The 13,832-nt window shown below is 73.7% G+C and carries 15 protein-coding genes; 9 read left to right on the top strand and 6 right to left on the bottom strand.

The window, feature by feature from the left end; translation table 11 throughout:
- Window positions 1-185 precede the first annotated feature (185 nt).
- The 4 genes from HGB44_RS17200 to HGB44_RS17185 all read left to right on the top strand — a co-directional run bounded on the left by HGB44_RS17200 (window position 186) and on the right by HGB44_RS17185 (window position 4,268).
- A complete protein-coding gene (locus HGB44_RS17200) occupies window positions 186-1,130 on the top strand; it encodes a MetQ/NlpA family ABC transporter substrate-binding protein (protein ID WP_061079041.1) in 945 nt (314 codons plus the stop codon).
- A 438-nt stretch (window positions 1,131-1,568) separates the two neighbouring features.
- A complete protein-coding gene (locus HGB44_RS17195) occupies window positions 1,569-2,624 on the top strand; it encodes an ABC transporter substrate-binding protein (RefSeq protein ID WP_061079042.1) in 1,056 nt (351 codons plus the stop codon).
- Window positions 2,621-3,400 carry an ABC transporter ATP-binding protein gene (locus HGB44_RS17190; RefSeq protein WP_061079043.1) on the top strand — a complete coding sequence of 260 codons (780 nt, stop codon included), beginning with the start codon at window positions 2,621-2,623 and terminating at the stop codon, window positions 3,398-3,400. Before HGB44_RS17195 ends, HGB44_RS17190 begins: the two co-directional genes overlap by 4 nt.
- Window positions 3,390-4,268, top strand: a complete 879-nt coding sequence (locus tag HGB44_RS17185; protein WP_061079044.1) for an ABC transporter permease — start codon at window positions 3,390-3,392, stop codon at window positions 4,266-4,268. The genes HGB44_RS17190 and HGB44_RS17185 overlap by 11 nt, the downstream gene beginning before the upstream one ends.
- Here the strand turns inward: HGB44_RS17185 and HGB44_RS17180 are convergent.
- Window positions 4,255-5,316, bottom strand: coding sequence for a pectinesterase family protein (locus tag HGB44_RS17180; RefSeq protein WP_061079045.1), 1,062 nt, complete (start codon window positions 5,314-5,316; stop codon window positions 4,255-4,257). The two genes, HGB44_RS17185 and HGB44_RS17180, sit on opposite strands and share 14 nt — an antisense overlap.
- A 160-nt stretch (window positions 5,317-5,476) precedes the next feature.
- Entirely contained in the window at window positions 5,477-6,070 is a 594-nt protein-coding gene (locus tag HGB44_RS17175; RefSeq protein WP_061079046.1) for a Dps family protein, read from the bottom strand.
- A 254-nt stretch (window positions 6,071-6,324) separates the two neighbouring features.
- On the opposite strand from HGB44_RS17175, the gene HGB44_RS17170 reads away from it, so the two are divergent.
- Window positions 6,325-6,762 (top strand): hypothetical protein, encoded by a 438-nt coding sequence (locus tag HGB44_RS17170; protein ID WP_061079047.1) that lies wholly within the window; start codon window positions 6,325-6,327, stop codon window positions 6,760-6,762.
- 20 nt (window positions 6,763-6,782) lie between these two features.
- Here the strand turns inward: HGB44_RS17170 and HGB44_RS17165 are convergent, their stop codons facing one another.
- Window positions 6,783-7,967: a PucR family transcriptional regulator gene (locus HGB44_RS17165; RefSeq protein ID WP_061079048.1), complete on the bottom strand. Its 1,185-nt coding sequence runs from the start codon at window positions 7,965-7,967 to the stop codon at window positions 6,783-6,785.
- 408 nt (window positions 7,968-8,375) lie between these two features.
- Between HGB44_RS17165 and HGB44_RS17160 the strand changes: the two genes are divergently transcribed.
- The gene (locus tag HGB44_RS17160) at window positions 8,376-9,203 is read left to right on the top strand and encodes an aldo/keto reductase (RefSeq protein ID WP_061079077.1); all 828 of its coding nucleotides are present in this window, start codon (window positions 8,376-8,378) and stop codon (window positions 9,201-9,203) included.
- A 40-nt stretch (window positions 9,204-9,243) separates the two neighbouring features.
- Here the strand turns inward: HGB44_RS17160 and HGB44_RS17155 are convergent, their stop codons facing one another.
- Complete coding sequence (locus HGB44_RS17155) at window positions 9,244-9,405, bottom strand: hypothetical protein (protein ID WP_168444042.1); 162 nt, start codon at window positions 9,403-9,405, stop codon at window positions 9,244-9,246.
- Between the two features lie 89 nt (window positions 9,406-9,494).
- On the opposite strand from HGB44_RS17155, the gene HGB44_RS17150 reads away from it, so the two are divergent.
- Window positions 9,495-10,028 (top strand): RidA family protein, encoded by a 534-nt coding sequence (locus HGB44_RS17150; protein ID WP_061079049.1) that lies wholly within the window; start codon window positions 9,495-9,497, stop codon window positions 10,026-10,028.
- Here HGB44_RS17150 and HGB44_RS17145 read toward each other — a convergent pair.
- Window positions 9,973-11,037, bottom strand: coding sequence for a DMT family transporter (locus HGB44_RS17145; protein WP_061079050.1), 1,065 nt, complete (start codon window positions 11,035-11,037; stop codon window positions 9,973-9,975). The two genes, HGB44_RS17150 and HGB44_RS17145, sit on opposite strands and share 56 nt — an antisense overlap.
- A 93-nt stretch (window positions 11,038-11,130) precedes the next feature.
- Here HGB44_RS17145 and HGB44_RS17140 point away from each other — a divergent pair, with 93 nt between their 5' ends.
- Window positions 11,131-11,715, top strand: a complete 585-nt coding sequence (locus tag HGB44_RS17140; protein WP_061079051.1) for a TetR/AcrR family transcriptional regulator — start codon at window positions 11,131-11,133, stop codon at window positions 11,713-11,715.
- 161 nt (window positions 11,716-11,876) lie between these two features.
- Here the strand turns inward: HGB44_RS17140 and HGB44_RS17135 are convergent, their stop codons facing one another.
- Window positions 11,877-12,761, bottom strand: coding sequence for a sulfotransferase family protein (locus HGB44_RS17135; RefSeq protein ID WP_061079052.1), 885 nt, complete (start codon window positions 12,759-12,761; stop codon window positions 11,877-11,879).
- Between the two features lie 231 nt (window positions 12,762-12,992).
- On the opposite strand from HGB44_RS17135, the gene HGB44_RS17130 reads away from it, so the two are divergent.
- Window positions 12,993-13,796, top strand: a complete 804-nt coding sequence (locus HGB44_RS17130) for an SIR2 family NAD-dependent protein deacylase (protein WP_061079053.1) — start codon at window positions 12,993-12,995, stop codon at window positions 13,794-13,796.
- Window positions 13,797-13,832: the final 36 nt, after the last annotated feature.

The following is a 13,832-nucleotide window of genomic DNA, read 5'->3' as shown; positions in this document are numbered from 1 at the left end:
TGTGGCCGATGCCACGTGCCGGGAGCCCGGGAAGTGATAATTCCTACCAATTCGGTGGATTAGGCTCTGATCAGCTTCGCGGTATCCCACAGGGTCCGTGGAGCCGCACCTCCGCCGGGACCCGTACCGGCCGCCGCGGGGCCCGTCCCCGCGATCCTCCATCCACGATCACGAAGGAGCGCACCATGCGCACGACTCCAGCCGCACTCGGAGCAGCCGCCCTCACCCTGGCGCTCGCCGCCTGCGGTGCGCCCAGCGAGCAGGCCGCCGAGTCCGGCGGCGAGGGGGACGTGCTGCGGGTGGGCGTCAGCCCGGTGCCGCACGGCGACATCCTCGCCTTCATCGAGGAGAACCTCGCCGAGGAGGCCGGGCTGAACCTGGAGGTCGAGGAGATCTCCGACTACAACATCCCCAACACCGCCCTGGTCGAGGGCGAGCTGGACGCCAACTACTTCCAGCACCGCGCCTTCCTCGACGAGTGGGTGGCCAACGGGCCCGACGCCGAGCTCACCTACCTGACCGACGTCCACATCGAGCGGCTCGGCCTGTACTCCGACAGCGTCGAGAGCGTCGACGACCTGCCCGACGGCGCCGAGATCGCGGTCCCCAACGACCCGGCCAACCTCGCCCGCGCCCTGGGCATCCTGGAAGCCGAGGGCCTGGTGACCGTCGACCCGGAGGCCGGGGCGTCCGCCACCGAGAACGACATCGTCGACAACCCGCGCGACATCACGGTGACCCCGCTGGAGGCCGCGCAGCTGCCCCGCTCGATCTCCGACGTGGACGCCGCGGTGGTCAACGGCAACTACGCCATCGAGACCGACCTGCCTGAGCAGTCCAACGTCCTGGCCTGGGAGCCCGAGGGCGACGACTACGTCCAGTCCTACGCCAACGGCCTGGTGACCCTGGCCGAGAACGCCGAGGACGAGCGCATCCAGCTGCTCGCCGAGCTGCTGCACGACGAGCGGGTCCTGGAGTTCATCCAGGAGTCCTGGCAGGGCGTGGTCCTGGCCGTGGACGCCGAGGGCGGCATCGTCGAGACCGCCGCCGACGACGCGGCCGAGAGCCCCGAGGCCAGCGCCGACGACGCCGCCGAGGAGAGCCCCGAGGCCGACGCCGACCAGGGGTAGCGGGTCACGGGTCGGCGCCCGGCAGGCGCACGGCCCCGTACGTCCCGTCCGTTCGCGAGGGCGGTGGAGCATCGGGCTCCACCGCCCTTCGTCGTCTCCGGCGGCCGCTGCGGGCGCGACCGGAGCCGACGCGCCCGGGTCGTCCGAGTGACCCGTATCACAGGAGGCGGGAGCCGCGGGCAGCCGCGGCGCCGGGAGCGGGAACGCCGTCCCGTCCGCGGTCGGGCGACGTCCTCCCCGAAGGGCCCTGGGCTGCTCCTTCCCGTGGATCCGCCCCCGGGCTCGTCCGTGCGGCCCCGTACGGGCGCGGGCGTTCCGCGCGGCGGGCAGGAGGGCGGCGCCCTACTTTCACAAAACCTACTCGTTAAGTAGAGTTCTGTCCGGCGGTGCCGCACCCGCACCCCCGAGCCCGAACGCCCGAGCCCGCGAAGGATCCCGATGCCCCCGCGTACGCCCCCGCTCCGCGCCGCCGCCGCGGCCCTGGCCCTCGCCGCGGCCGCCACCGCGTGCGGGGCCCCGGGCGGCGCGGACGACCCCGGGCTCACCCTGGGCTACTTCCCCAACCTCACCCACGCCCCGGCGCTGGTGGGCGTGGAGAACGGCATCCTCCAGGAGGCCCTGGGCCAGGACGTCCCCCTCATCACCCAGACCTTCAACGCGGGCCCCGACGCGATCAACGCCGTCTTCTCCGGCGAGGTCGACGCCGCCTTCGTCGGCCCCAGCCCCACCGTCAACGGCTGGGCGCAGTCCGAGGGCGCCGCCCTGCGCGTCATCGCCGGATCGACCTCCGGCGGCGCGGGCCTGGTCGTGCGCCCCGGCATCGACGGCGTCGACGAGCTGACCGGCACCACCCTGGCCACACCCCAGCTGGGCAACACCCAGGACGTGGCGCTGCGCTGGTTCGCCCGCGAACAGGGGTGGAGCGTGGACACCGAGGGCGGCGGCGACCTGTCGATCCTGCCCCAGACCAACGCCGAGACCGTCAACGCCTTCGCCCTCGGCGAGGTCGACGGCGCCTGGCTCCCCGAACCGCACCTGAGCCGACTGGTCGTCGACGCCGGGGGCGAACTCCTGCTCGACGAGGCCGAGCGCTGGACCGGGACCGGCGGCGACTTCGTCACCACCAACGTCATCGTCAACGCCGACTTCCTCCAGGCCCGCCCGGAGGCGGTCGAGCGCCTCCTGCGCGGCCACATCGACACCGTCGACTGGATCAACGCCCACCCCGAGGACGCGCGGGAGGCCGCCGCCACCCACCTGGACGACCTCACCGGCAGCCGCTCCGACCCCGAGGTCGTCGCCGCGGCCTTCGCCAACATGACCTTCACCGTCGACCCGATCGCACCGTCCCTGGCCGCCGGGGCCGAGCACGCCGAGGCCGTCGGCCTGCTCGACCCGGTCGACCTGAACGGCATCTACGCCCTCGACCCGCTCAACGGCCTCCTGCGCGAGGACGGACGGGACGAGGTCGCCGGACTCCAGGAGGAACAGTGACAGCCACGACCGAGAGCGTCGGCACCGTACGTGCCTCCGCCATCGAGATCGACCGCATCTCCAAGGTCTTCGGGGAGGGCACCGGCGCCGTCACCGCCATCGACGGCATGTCCGTCTCCGTGCGGGCGCGGGAGTTCGTCGCGATCGTGGGCGCCTCCGGCTGCGGCAAGAGCACCCTGCTCTCACTCGTGGCGGGACTGACCCGGCCCACCACCGGAACCGTGGACACGGGCGGGCACCGCGTGGCCATGATGTTCCAGGAGGCCTCCCTGTTCCCCTGGCTCACCATCGGCGGCAACATCGAGATCCCCATGCGGGTCAACGGGGTGCCCAGAGCCCGGCGCCGCGAGCGCGTCGCCGAACTGCTCGACCTGGTGCGCCTGGACGGCTTCGCCCGCAAGCGCCCCCACCAGCTCTCCGGCGGCATGCGCCAGCGCGTCGCCCTGGCCCGCGCCCTGGCCCAGGACGCCGACGTGCTGCTCATGGACGAGCCCTTCGGCGCCCTGGACGCCATGACCCGCGACATCCTCCACGACGAGCTCGAACGCATCTGGCGGGAGAGGTCGCTGACCGTCGTGTTCGTCACGCACAACGTGCGCGAGGCCGTGCGCCTGGGCGACCGGGTCATCCTGCTCTCCAGCCGCCCCGGCCGCGTCATCGAGGAGTTCACGGTGGAGGGCGAGCGGCCCCGCCGGATCGACTCCGCCGAGATCGCCTCCCAGGCGGCCCGGATCACCGACCGGCTGCGGGCGGAGGTGTCGCGCCATGCCGGCTGACCCCAGCACGCGGGACCGCCACGTCCAGGGGCTGGACGCCCTGGAGATGGGGCCCCGGAGCCGGTCCGAGCGCCCCACCGCCGCGCGGGTGGCGGCCAGGGCCTGGGCGGTCACCTGGCCCAAGCTGGCGGCCGTGGCCATCGTGCTCGTGGCCTGGCAGGCCGTGGTGTGGAGCGGGTGGCGGCCGGTCTACGTGCTGCCCGGCCCCGACCAGGTGCTGCCGCGCCTGTTCGCCGAACTCTCCTCCGGCGAGTTCTGGGAGGCCCTCGGGGTCACCCTGCGGCGCGCCCTCGCCGGCTTCGCGCTGGCGCTGGCCGTGGGCGTGGCCCTGGGGCTCGCCGTGTCGCGCTTCGCGCCGCTGCGCGTGGCGATCGGCTCCCTCATCACGGGCCTCCAGACCATGCCCTCCATCGTCTGGTTCCCCTTCGCGATGCTGCTCTACGGCATCAGCGAGTCGGCCATCATGTTCGTGATCGTCCTGGGCGCGGCGCCCTCCATCGCGGGCGGGCTGACCTCGGGGATCGACTACGTGTCCCCGCAGCTGCTGCGGGCGGGCCAGGCCATGGGGCTGCGCGGCGTGCAGCACTACACGCTGCTGATCGTCCCGGCCGCCCTGCCGATGTTCGTCACCGGCCTCAAACAGGGGTGGGCCTTCGCCTGGCGCTCGCTCATGGCGGGCGAGCTGCTGGTCATCATCGACCAGCAGAACTCCATCGGCTGGGCGCTGAGCCAGGCCCGCCAGTTCAACGACTCCGAGGGCCTGCTGGCCTACGTCCTCATCGTGTTGTGCGTGGGCATCCTCATCGACGTGTTCTTCAACTGGGCCGACCGCTCCATCCGCCGGCGCTGGGGCGTCACCGCGTCATGAGCACCGGGTTCCACCCGTCGTCCCCGGCCAGGTAGGCCTCGGCGGTGTGCCCGGCGGCCTCGGCCGGGTCCATCTGCGGACGGTCCCCGGTGACCAGCGCGCCGGGGCCGCAGTTGCGGTACTCGCGCATCCGGAACCGCCGCCAGTCGTGGCCGGAGGCCATCGCGATCCACCCCTCCTCACGGAAATGGGGGCCCATCCAGGAGTCGCGGACCAGCACCCGCGGCTCGGCGTCCGGGTGCGAACTGGGCACCCAGGGGCGGCCCAGGTAGACGGTCCCGGCGGGTGCCTGGCTGGTGAAGCGGCTGCGGGTGACCAGGAAGCCGAACTCCCGGCCGGGCCGGGTGCTCGGCGCGGTCACGTAGCCGTTGTCGGTGTCGCTGCCCCGGTCCAGGGAGTGGAACTCGCACGCGTCGAACACGGCCGTGCCCCGGCCGAAGACGAAGTCCACGTCGCCCTCGACGTAGCAGCCGCGGTAGTACTGCCGGGAGGGGGTGTCCTCGTCCGGCGAGTCCGCGTACAGCGTGTCCTGGTGGCCCAGGAAGCGCACGTTGTCGAAGACCAGCCGGTCCCCGGTGGCGCGCACCGCGACCGCCTGGGTGGCGGTGACGCCGGGGTGCTCCTCGCGCAGCCAGGAGTTCTCGAAGGTCAGGTCGCGAACGTGCGTGCCGTCCCCGGAGACGACGACGCTGGCGCTGCCGGACGTGCCGTGGGTACTCCCGTCGGGCTTGGGGGTGCCCGCCGCGCGGTCGTACGTGAGGACCACGTCGCGCGGGTCGCCGGTCGCGCCGAGCAGGGTGATGCCGGGCCTGTCCGCGGGGATCACCACCGGCTCGCGGTAGACGCCCGCCCCGACGCGGATGGTGACGCGTTCGGCGCCGCCCGCGGGCACGGCGTCGACCGCGGCCTGGACGCCGGTGTGGTCGCCGGAGCCGTCGGCGGCCACGGTGATCACCCGGCCCTCCGCTCCGGGGGAGGGCCGGCCGGGGCGGGAGGCCTCGCCCGCGTGCGCTGCGCCGGAGGCGGTGGGGGAGCTGCGGCGGACCATGGGAGAGGCCCCTCTCGTGTGGTAAGCGCTTTCTTCAAGGGGGGAGACACCCCTGCAACCGATTGCAGAACTGTCTCCGACGCGGCCGCGCCCCGTCAACCCCCGGACACGTCGAGGGGCCCGGCGCGACCGCCGGACCCCTCGTCACGTGCGTTCCGCCCTAGGTGCGCACCAGCGGGGTGTCCACCAGGTGCTCGGCCACGAACCAGGCCTGGAGCTCGTTGGTGCGGATCACGTCCGACACCAGCAGGTCGTTCGTGCCGTCGTCCCCCAGCTCCTGCGTGCGCGCGGCGGCGTCGTGGCAGTCCTCCAGGATCGCCTCGTGCGCCTCCAGCAGGCGGGAGAGCATCGCGGGCACCTCCTCGACGCCGTCGGGCGGGCGCGGGATGCTGGTGATCTCCGCGACGTGCCGGGGGTCGCCGACCGCCACACCGCCCAGGGTCTGCACGCGCTCGGCCAGGTCGTCGATCAGCGCGGTCTGCTCGCCGGCGTGCTTGTCCATCAGCAGGTGCAGCTGGTAGAAGGTGTGACCGCGCATGAGCCAGTGGTGCTTCTTGTACAGGTCGTGCAGGATGCGCGTGTCGCACAGCACCTGGTTGAGCCGCTGGCACGAGTACATCCGGGTGTCGTAGGACAGCCCGACCGGGAACTGGCGGACCGTCCCGAACTCCTGGATCTCCTCGCCGCTCTGGTGCAGCCAGGGCTGGCTGCTCCTGGGCTTGGGCGCTCCGGCCTTGCGGTCTGCGGTCGTCACTCTGGTCCCCCTCCAGTCGGTGTGACTCGTGTCGCGGGGAGCGCGCACGGCGGCGCGCTCCGTCTGCCAGTCTCGGCTACCCACCGCTCCCGGGGCCCTAACCTCGCGCCAACCGCGGGTAAGTTTCCCGTGCTTTCACCGGCCAGAGGGGCCGTCAGGTCCCGGGGCGGCGGTGCGCCGGGCCGCGGCGTACCGGGACCGTCGGAGACGGCCGCTAGTGTCCGGCTGGAGCATTCCCGAGAGAGAGGGATCCCATGAGCTGGGACGTGCTGTTGACGCCGGCGCCCGCGGACGCGGAGTCCGTCGACGACATCCCCGAGGGCCCGGGGCCCGAGCCCATCGCGCCGCTGTCACGGCTCCTGGCGGCGCTACGCGAGGCCTTCCCCGCGGCGGACCTGTCCGATCCGGCCTGGGGATACCTCCGGGACGAGGAACAGGGGTGGGGGATGGAGCTCAACATCGGCACCGCCGACCCGGTCAGGAGCGTGATGCTCCACGTCCGCGGCGGTGACGCCGTGTCCGCCGTCCTCCGGATGGCCGAGGTGCTCGGCTGCCGCGCCGTCGACTGCTCGACGGGCGACTTCCTGCGCGGGGAGGACGACGACGGCGGATGGAAGTCCTTCCAGGACTACCGCGACCGGGTCCTTCTCCAGGTGTCGCCGGAGGGGGACGAGCCGTCCGCGGCGTCCTGAGCCCGTCCGTGCGGGACGGCTCAGGGGGCGACGGCGCAGGCGGTCTCCAGCACGAACCGCTGCCAGGGCCGGTGCGGGTCGTGTCCGGTCAGCTCGCGCACCCGCCGCAGCCGGTAGCGCAGCGTCTGGGCGTGCACGTGCAGCGCCTCCGCGGCCGTGGTCGCCGCGCCCTCGCGCAGGTAGGCCCGCAGCGTCTCCAGCAGGTGGGCGTTGCCCTCGGCCAGCAGCGGCCCCAGCACGGTGCGGCGGACCGCGGCCGGAGTGACCGGACCGCCGTTGATCAGCGCCAGCACGCACGCGTCGGAGGCCCCGAGCAGCCCCCGGGAGTCGAAGGCGTGCGGGGGCGCGGTCTCCAGGGCGTCGTCGGCCAGCCGGTAGGCGGCCGACATGTCGGTCAGCGCGCGCGGCTCCAGCACGCACCCGCGCCAGGGGCGCCCGCCGAGTACGGCGGTCACCCGGTCGGCGTCGTCGGGGGAGAGCAGCAGCACCACCCGCCCCGAGCGGGTGGTCACCAGCGGGTCGGCGCCCACCGGTTCCACCAGGCCCAACAGCTCCACCCCGGCGGCGAGCGCGGCCGTTCGCGGCGGCGCCCCGTCGGAGGGGCCGCCGTCGGCCTCGGCCACCACCAGCACCGCCGGGTCGGGCGGGGCGATGCCCAGGGTCCGAGCCCGGTCGCGGATGGCCCCGCGCGAGGCCTGCCGACCGATCAGCAGGTCGTCCAGGAAGGCCCGGCGGGCCCGCTCCAGGTCGGCGTCCAGGCGGTGCGCGGCCTCGGCGTGGCCAGCGGTCAGGCTCTCGGAGATCTGGTCGATCGAGGTCAGCCACAGTTCGCCCAGAGCGAACACGTCGGCGGCGTCGAGCCGGTCGGACGCGAGTTCGGCGACCAGGCGCACCGCCGCCGCCGAGCCCACCCGGTGCGCGCGCACCACCGCGCCGATCGAGCGCCCGTCGGCCGCGCGCGAGCGGCCGATGCCCCGCAGCCGCTCCACGTCCTCGGGCGGCAGCCGCGTCGCCCCGGCCGCCCACAGCTCCAGCGACCGGCCCATCAACCACCCGGTGATCGCCCGCACCTCCGTGAGCTGGGACCCGTGCAGCGCGCGGTAGGCCGGGACCTCGGCGTGCACCTCGGCGACGATGCGTTCGACCAGCCCGGCCCGCTCCCGTGCCAGCTCGGCACCGACCCGGGCACGCTGTTCGTGTCCCATCGCCCCACCTCCAGAACGGCCAGGGAAGCCTATCGGCAGCGTCTTCGTCCCCGGGGACGGGAAGGACGTGTGGGCAGGCCGCTTCCAGCGGGGCAGGAGAAAGGAGAGAGCACAGTGGCGCGTGAGAGGTTCCGCTGTGGCGGAGGAGGCCGAGGGGACGCGGCGCGGGACACCGCACCGCCCTCGCCGGGACCCTCACCGCCCGCACGGCGCCCCCTGTGTCCGGGATGTCCCTCCGTGGCGGCGGTCACCGGACGTGGACGGTAAAAAGCCCGCACAACCACGGCGCATCGGGGACCGCGACCCGCCCGGACGTGGCAGTATGCGACTGCGGTAGGGGGAAGACCGCACGCTGGAAGAACAAGGCAGACCGTTCGGCGCTGACGGGGGATGAGACAGATGCAGCAGATGACAGTTCCAGAACTCACTCTGGGTAATGGTCTGCGCATTCCGCAGCTGGGCTTCGGTGTGTGGCAGGTGCCCCAGGAGGAGGTCGTGGCGGCCGTCTCCACCGCACTGGAGACGGGCTACCGCAGCATCGACACCGCGGCCGCCTACGGCAACGAGGAGGGGGTCGGCGAGGCGCTGCGCCGTTCGGGCCTGGAGCGCGGCGAGCTGTTCGTCACGACCAAGCTGGCCAACCCCGACCAGGGCTACGACGCCACCCTGCGCGCCTTCGAGGCCAGCCTGGGGCGCCTGAACCTGGACACCGTCGACCTGTACCTCGTGCACTGGCCGATGCCCCGCAAGAACCTGTACGTGCCGACCTGGAAGGCGCTGGAGCGCCTCTACGCCGAGGGCCGTGTCCGCGCCATCGGCGTGTCCAACTTCCAGCGCCCGCACCTGGAGCGGGTCATGGAGGAGGGCGGGATCACGCCCATGGTCAACCAGATCGAGCTGCACCCCCTGCTCACGCAGGCGGACATGCGCTCCTTCGACACCAGGCACGGCATCGTCACCGAGGCGTGGAGCCCTCTGGGACACGGCAAGCTGCTCGACCACCCGACCGTGGTCGCGGTCGCCGAGGAGCACGGGCGCACGCCCGCGCAGGTGCTGCTGCGCTGGCACATCCAGCTCGGCAACGCGGTGATCCCCAAGTCGGTGACCCCCGAGCGCATCCGCTCCAACTTCCAGGTCTTCGACTTCGAGCTCTCCCGCGCGGAGATGGACCGGATCAGTGGTCTCAACACCGACAGCAGGTTCGGCCCCGACCCCGACGACTTCGACGGCGTCTGAACCTCCCCGCCGTCCGCCGGGGCGCGCGGGCGGACCCCTCCTAGCCGCGCAGCTCCCGGTGCCTGCGGGCCCCGGCCAGGACGGCCTCGGTGCCGTTGCGGCGCATGCGGCCGACGTAGACGGCACCGCCGACGAAGATGGCGGCGACCACCCCCAGCACGGCGACGAGGGCGAGGGCGGAGAGCATCAGAGTGAACGACATGCGCTCATCGTAGCCGCACGTCCGGCGGATCCCGAAAGGGGCCGTCCGGGACGGGCGGCGGGCGCGACACGGGCAGGGAGGGACCGCCGATGGGCCGGACACCGCACGAGATCGTCAACCCGCTCACCCTCGCCGAACCGACGGGCTTCTCCCACGCGCTCGTGGTCAGTCCCGGGCGGGTGGTCCACGTCGGGGGGCAGCGCGCGCACCGCCCCGACGGCAGGATCGTCGGGTCGGGACTGGCGGAGCAGTTCGACCGCGCGCTCGCCAACGCGGTGGAGGCGCTGCGCGCCGCGGGCGCCGAACCCGCCCACGTGGTGGACATGCGCGTCTTCACCACGTCCATGGCGGCCTACCGGACCCACAGCCAGAGCATCGGTGCGGTCTACCGGCGCCACATGGGCCGCTTCTACCCGCCGATGACGGTGCTGGGGGTGGTCGACCTCCTGGACCCCGACGCCCTGGTGGAGGTGGTGTGCACCGCCGTGGTCCCCGAGGCGGCCGGAAGCGGACCCATGCGCGCCGAGCAGGTCTGGACACCGGCCGAGGAGGCCGGACAGCCCGGGGTCACCGTCTCTGCGGACGGGGTCGGTCCGCTCCCGGCCCGGGAGCAGCGCCCGTAGCGGTTGCGTCCTCGCGTGCCGGTGCCCGGCCGGGAACGCCCGCGGCGGCTCCCTCCCGCCGCTCCGGCTCCCGGTCGGGAACGCCCGCGGCCGTCGCGTCCGTCCGGTCGGCGCCGCTCGCGGTCCCCCCAGTGCCCACCAGCACCACGGCCACCGCGCACACCGCCATCCCCGCCAGGGCGCCCGGACCCACCGGATCGCCGAACATCAGCCACGACCACACCAGCGTGGTGGGCGGGGTCAGGTACAGCAGGGCCGACACCCGGGCCACGCCCGTGCGGGACAGGACGGCCCAGTACAGGCCGTAGCCGCCCAGGGTGGACAGCAGCACCACCCACACCACCGCCGCCCAGAACCCGGGATCGGCGGGCGGGGCCAGGGTTCCGGTGGCCGAGGCCAGCCCCGTGAACAGCACGGCGCTCACCGCGCACTGCACCGTCAGCGCCTGCACCACCGAGCCCCCGGGGCGCGTGCGGCGCTCCAGCAGGGTGGCGGCCACCAGGGACAGCATCGCCCCGAGCGGCAGCAGGTAGCCCCACCACGGCGCGGCGCCCGGCCGGAGCAGGTCCGCGCCCACCACCAGGCCGACCCCGGCCAGTCCCAGCGCGAGGCCCGCCAGCTGGCGCGGCCGCACCCGCTCGCCCAGCAGCGGGACGGCCAGGGCGGTCGCCACCAGGGGCTGGAGGGCGGCCACCAGGGCGCTCGTCCCGGCGGCCACGCCCGCCTGCGCGGCGGCGAAAACCCCGTACAGGTAGCCGGACTGGGCCAGCAGGCCCAGCACGGCGTGCGCCGCCAGGTCCCGCCGCGACATCCGCTGGCGGCGCCACAGCCACCACCCCGCCAGCAGGGCCGTCACGACCAGGAAACGCCAGGCCAGCAGGGTGGTCGCGGGTGCGTGCCGGGCGCCCAGCTCCGCGCCGACGAAACCGGAGCTCCACATCACCACCAGTCCGGCGGCGAGCAGGAGGGGCGGTGCGGAACGGGAGGGGCGTGTCTTGGTGTGTTCCATGCGGGCAGGTAAACACACCGGTCGGTATACTCACAATGTAGTCCGCACGAGACGTCCCCCGGCGGCGGGGGACGCGACAGAGGGAGGGGCACCGTGCCCGGTACCGCGACGACACCGCTGACCCCGGCCGCGCGCCGCGTCCTGGACGTGGCGACCGAGCTGTTCTACACCCGCGGGATCAACACCGTGGGCATGGAGCTGGTCGCCGAACGGGCGGGGGTGACCAAGAAGACCATCTACGACCGGTTCGGCTCCAAGCAGCAGCTCGTCGTCCAGTACCTGCGCGCCCGCGACGCCCGCTGGCGCGCGTACCTGGACGGCTACCTGGGGCGCGCCCGGACCCCGCGGGAGCTGGTGGCCGCCACGTTCGACGCCCTGGACGACTGGATGGGCGAGGAGAACCCGCGCGGCTGCGCCATGGTCAACGCCTACGCCGAACTCTCCGACCCCGAGCACCCCGGCCGCGCCGTCGCCGAGGAGCAGAAGCGGTGGCTGCGCGGCCTCTACGCCGACCTCGCCGAGCGGTCGGGGGCCGGGGACCCGGGCGCGCTCGGCGACGCGCTGGCCATGCTGCACGAGGGCGCGGTGGTGGCCCGCAACGTCACCGGGGTCGCCGACGCCGCGCGCACCGCCCGCACCGCGGCGGACGCCCTGATGACCGCGCACGGCGCGGACTGAGGGGATCGGGTGCGGGAGAACCGCTCATGGGCCGACCGGAACCGTCGCCGGTGTGACGCAACGGTTCTGACCTGCGATGATCTTGTACTCGTAGCGGGTCTCGGCCGTCGAGGCCCGCTACGAGTACAAGATCAGGGGGGAGGGGCGGGACCGGTGGGAGCTCAGGCGTAGCCGAGCCGTGACAGCTCCGTGCCCGCCACCTCGCGCACGTCGCCGTACTGGTCGCGCGTCAGGCGCTCGCGCCACGACCCCACGCCCCAGGACTCCGCGGTCAGCAGCTCCGAGGCCGACACCCGCGCCCCGGTGAACTCCCGCAGCCGTTCGGCCGTGTCCACCTCGCCGCCGTGCACGTCCTCGTAGCGCAGGGTCAGCAGCTGCTCGGCGCTGATGGAGCGGCGCAGCAGCGCCGACATGCGGATCGCCCCGCGCCAGCGCATCGCGCACTTGGCGGCGGTGGAGCCCTCCGTGAACGCGGACAGGTCCGACTCCTCCTCCAGGCCGAAGAAGTGGTTGGGGAACTCGTGGTCGAGCTTCATGAAGCTCGGTTTGAGCCAGGCCAGCGAGCGCTCGTCCTCCATCATGTCCGCGATGACGTCGCGGCCGTCCCGGATGACCTGGACGAACAGGGCGTCGGGGAAGGCCGCGTGCAGGGCGGTGGCGCAGAACAGCAGGTCGGGGCTGGCGTCGCCGTAGCGGCGCACCTCCGCGCTGTGCTCACAGGGTTCGGCGGCGGCGTTGGCGGGCACGCGCGCCCACGGCCCCGGGCAGCGCGGGCAGGTCAGGGGCGTGAGCTGCCAGGCCTCGGCGTAGGCCTCGCGCAGCAGGCTCGCGGTCCCGGCGACCTTCTCCAGCGCGAGGGAGGGGCGTCTGGCCACGGCGTAGACGGCGTTGAGCACGCCCGACGAGCCCGCGCCGAGGTGCAACCCCGGCACGCGCGACAGGGCACGGGCGATCTCGGCGACTCCCGAGTGGGGAGCGCCCAGGACGAACACCGGGCGCTCGACCTTGGTCCCGTTGACCACGAGGATGTAGGACGGCTGCTTCATGACGGTGTCGATTTTTGCACCCTTTGCCCACCTCGTGTGCATCGGCAGGGGATGTGGCCTCCGTGCCCCTCCTGTCCCCCTGAGGTTATGCCCCGGGTTGGACCGGGGCCGCGCACCGTTCCGGCCTCGGGCGGGGCGGCGGGGCGACGGAGGGAGCACCGGGCGGAGCGGCGAGCGCGGTGTCGGACGCGGTGGGGCGAACGGTCCCCCGGCCGCGTAAGAATGGGGGGTATGGCCTCGACCACCACCGACTCAGCGCCCTTCTCCGACCCCGGGGAGTTCGAACGGGCCGCCGACCTCCTGGAGTCCGCCGAGCGCGTCACCGTGCTCACCGGGGCGGGCGTGTCCACCGACTCCGGCATCCCCGACTTCCGCGGCCCGCACGGGGTGTGGACCACCGATCCGGACGCGCAGGCCCTGTCGGACATCGACATCTACATGGGCGACGTGGACGTGCGCCGCCGGGTGTGGGCCCAGCGCCGCACCCACCCGGTGTGGCGCGCCCGGCCCAACGCCGCGCACCGCGCCCTGGCCGGACTGGAGGCCACCGGACGGCTGCGGGCGCTGGTCACCCAGAACATCGACGGCCTGCACCAGCGGGGCGGGGTGTCCGAGGACGCGGTCATCGAGGTGCACGGCACCATGCTGTGGGTGGTGTGCATGGCGTGCGGGCTGCGCACACCGAGCGAGACGGTGCTGGCGCGCCTGGACGAGGAGTCCGACCCCCGCTGCCTGGAGTGCGGGGGCATCCAGAAGTCGGACACCATCTCCTTCGGGCAGCGGCTCGACGCGGAGGTCGTCGACGCGGCGACCAGGGCCGCCCGCGAGTGCGACGTGTTCCTGGCCGTGGGCACGTCGCTGACGGTCCACCCGGTGGCGGGGCTGTGCGACGTGGCCATGATGGCGCGGGCCAGCCTGGTCGTCGTCAACGCCGAGCCCACGCCCTACGACGACTTCGCCGGCGCCGTGGTCCGCGGCCCCATCGGCGAGGCGCTCCCCGCCCTGGTGGAGCGGGTGCGCGCGGCCGGTCGGTAGGAGAGCGGGGACCGGCTCCGCCCGGGCGGAGCCGTG

The sequence above is a fragment of the Nocardiopsis alborubida genome (assembly GCF_012396365.1).
GTDB classification, from domain to species: Bacteria; Actinomycetota; Actinomycetes; order Streptosporangiales; family Streptosporangiaceae; genus Nocardiopsis; species Nocardiopsis alborubida.
This window is presented reverse-complemented; position numbering and strand designations above follow the sequence as displayed.

Excerpts from the sequence above, each read along its gene's own strand:
- HGB44_RS17135 (WP_061079052.1), bottom strand. The coding sequence starts at position 12,761 with ATGAAGCAGCCGTCCTACATCCTCGTGGTCAACGGGACCAAGGTCGAG.
- HGB44_RS17200 (WP_061079041.1), top strand. The coding sequence starts at position 186 with ATGCGCACGACTCCAGCCGCACTCGGAGCAGCCGCCCTCACCCTGGCG.
- HGB44_RS17155 (WP_168444042.1), bottom strand. The coding sequence starts at position 9,405 with ATGTCGTTCACTCTGATGCTCTCCGCCCTCGCCCTCGTCGCCGTGCTG.
- HGB44_RS17145 (WP_061079050.1), bottom strand. The coding sequence starts at position 11,037 with ATGGAACACACCAAGACACGCCCCTCCCGTTCCGCACCGCCCCTCCTG.
- HGB44_RS17170 (WP_061079047.1), top strand. The coding sequence starts at position 6,325 with ATGAGCTGGGACGTGCTGTTGACGCCGGCGCCCGCGGACGCGGAGTCC.
- HGB44_RS17130 (WP_061079053.1), top strand. The coding sequence starts at position 12,993 with ATGGCCTCGACCACCACCGACTCAGCGCCCTTCTCCGACCCCGGGGAG.
- HGB44_RS17165 (WP_061079048.1), bottom strand. The coding sequence starts at position 7,967 with ATGGGACACGAACAGCGTGCCCGGGTCGGTGCCGAGCTGGCACGGGAG.
- HGB44_RS17160 (WP_061079077.1), top strand. The coding sequence starts at position 8,376 with ATGACAGTTCCAGAACTCACTCTGGGTAATGGTCTGCGCATTCCGCAG.
- HGB44_RS17150 (WP_061079049.1), top strand. The coding sequence starts at position 9,495 with ATGGGCCGGACACCGCACGAGATCGTCAACCCGCTCACCCTCGCCGAA.
- HGB44_RS17180 (WP_061079045.1), bottom strand. The coding sequence starts at position 5,316 with ATGGTCCGCCGCAGCTCCCCCACCGCCTCCGGCGCAGCGCACGCGGGC.
- HGB44_RS17185 (WP_061079044.1), top strand. The coding sequence starts at position 3,390 with ATGCCGGCTGACCCCAGCACGCGGGACCGCCACGTCCAGGGGCTGGAC.
- HGB44_RS17195 (WP_061079042.1), top strand. The coding sequence starts at position 1,569 with ATGCCCCCGCGTACGCCCCCGCTCCGCGCCGCCGCCGCGGCCCTGGCC.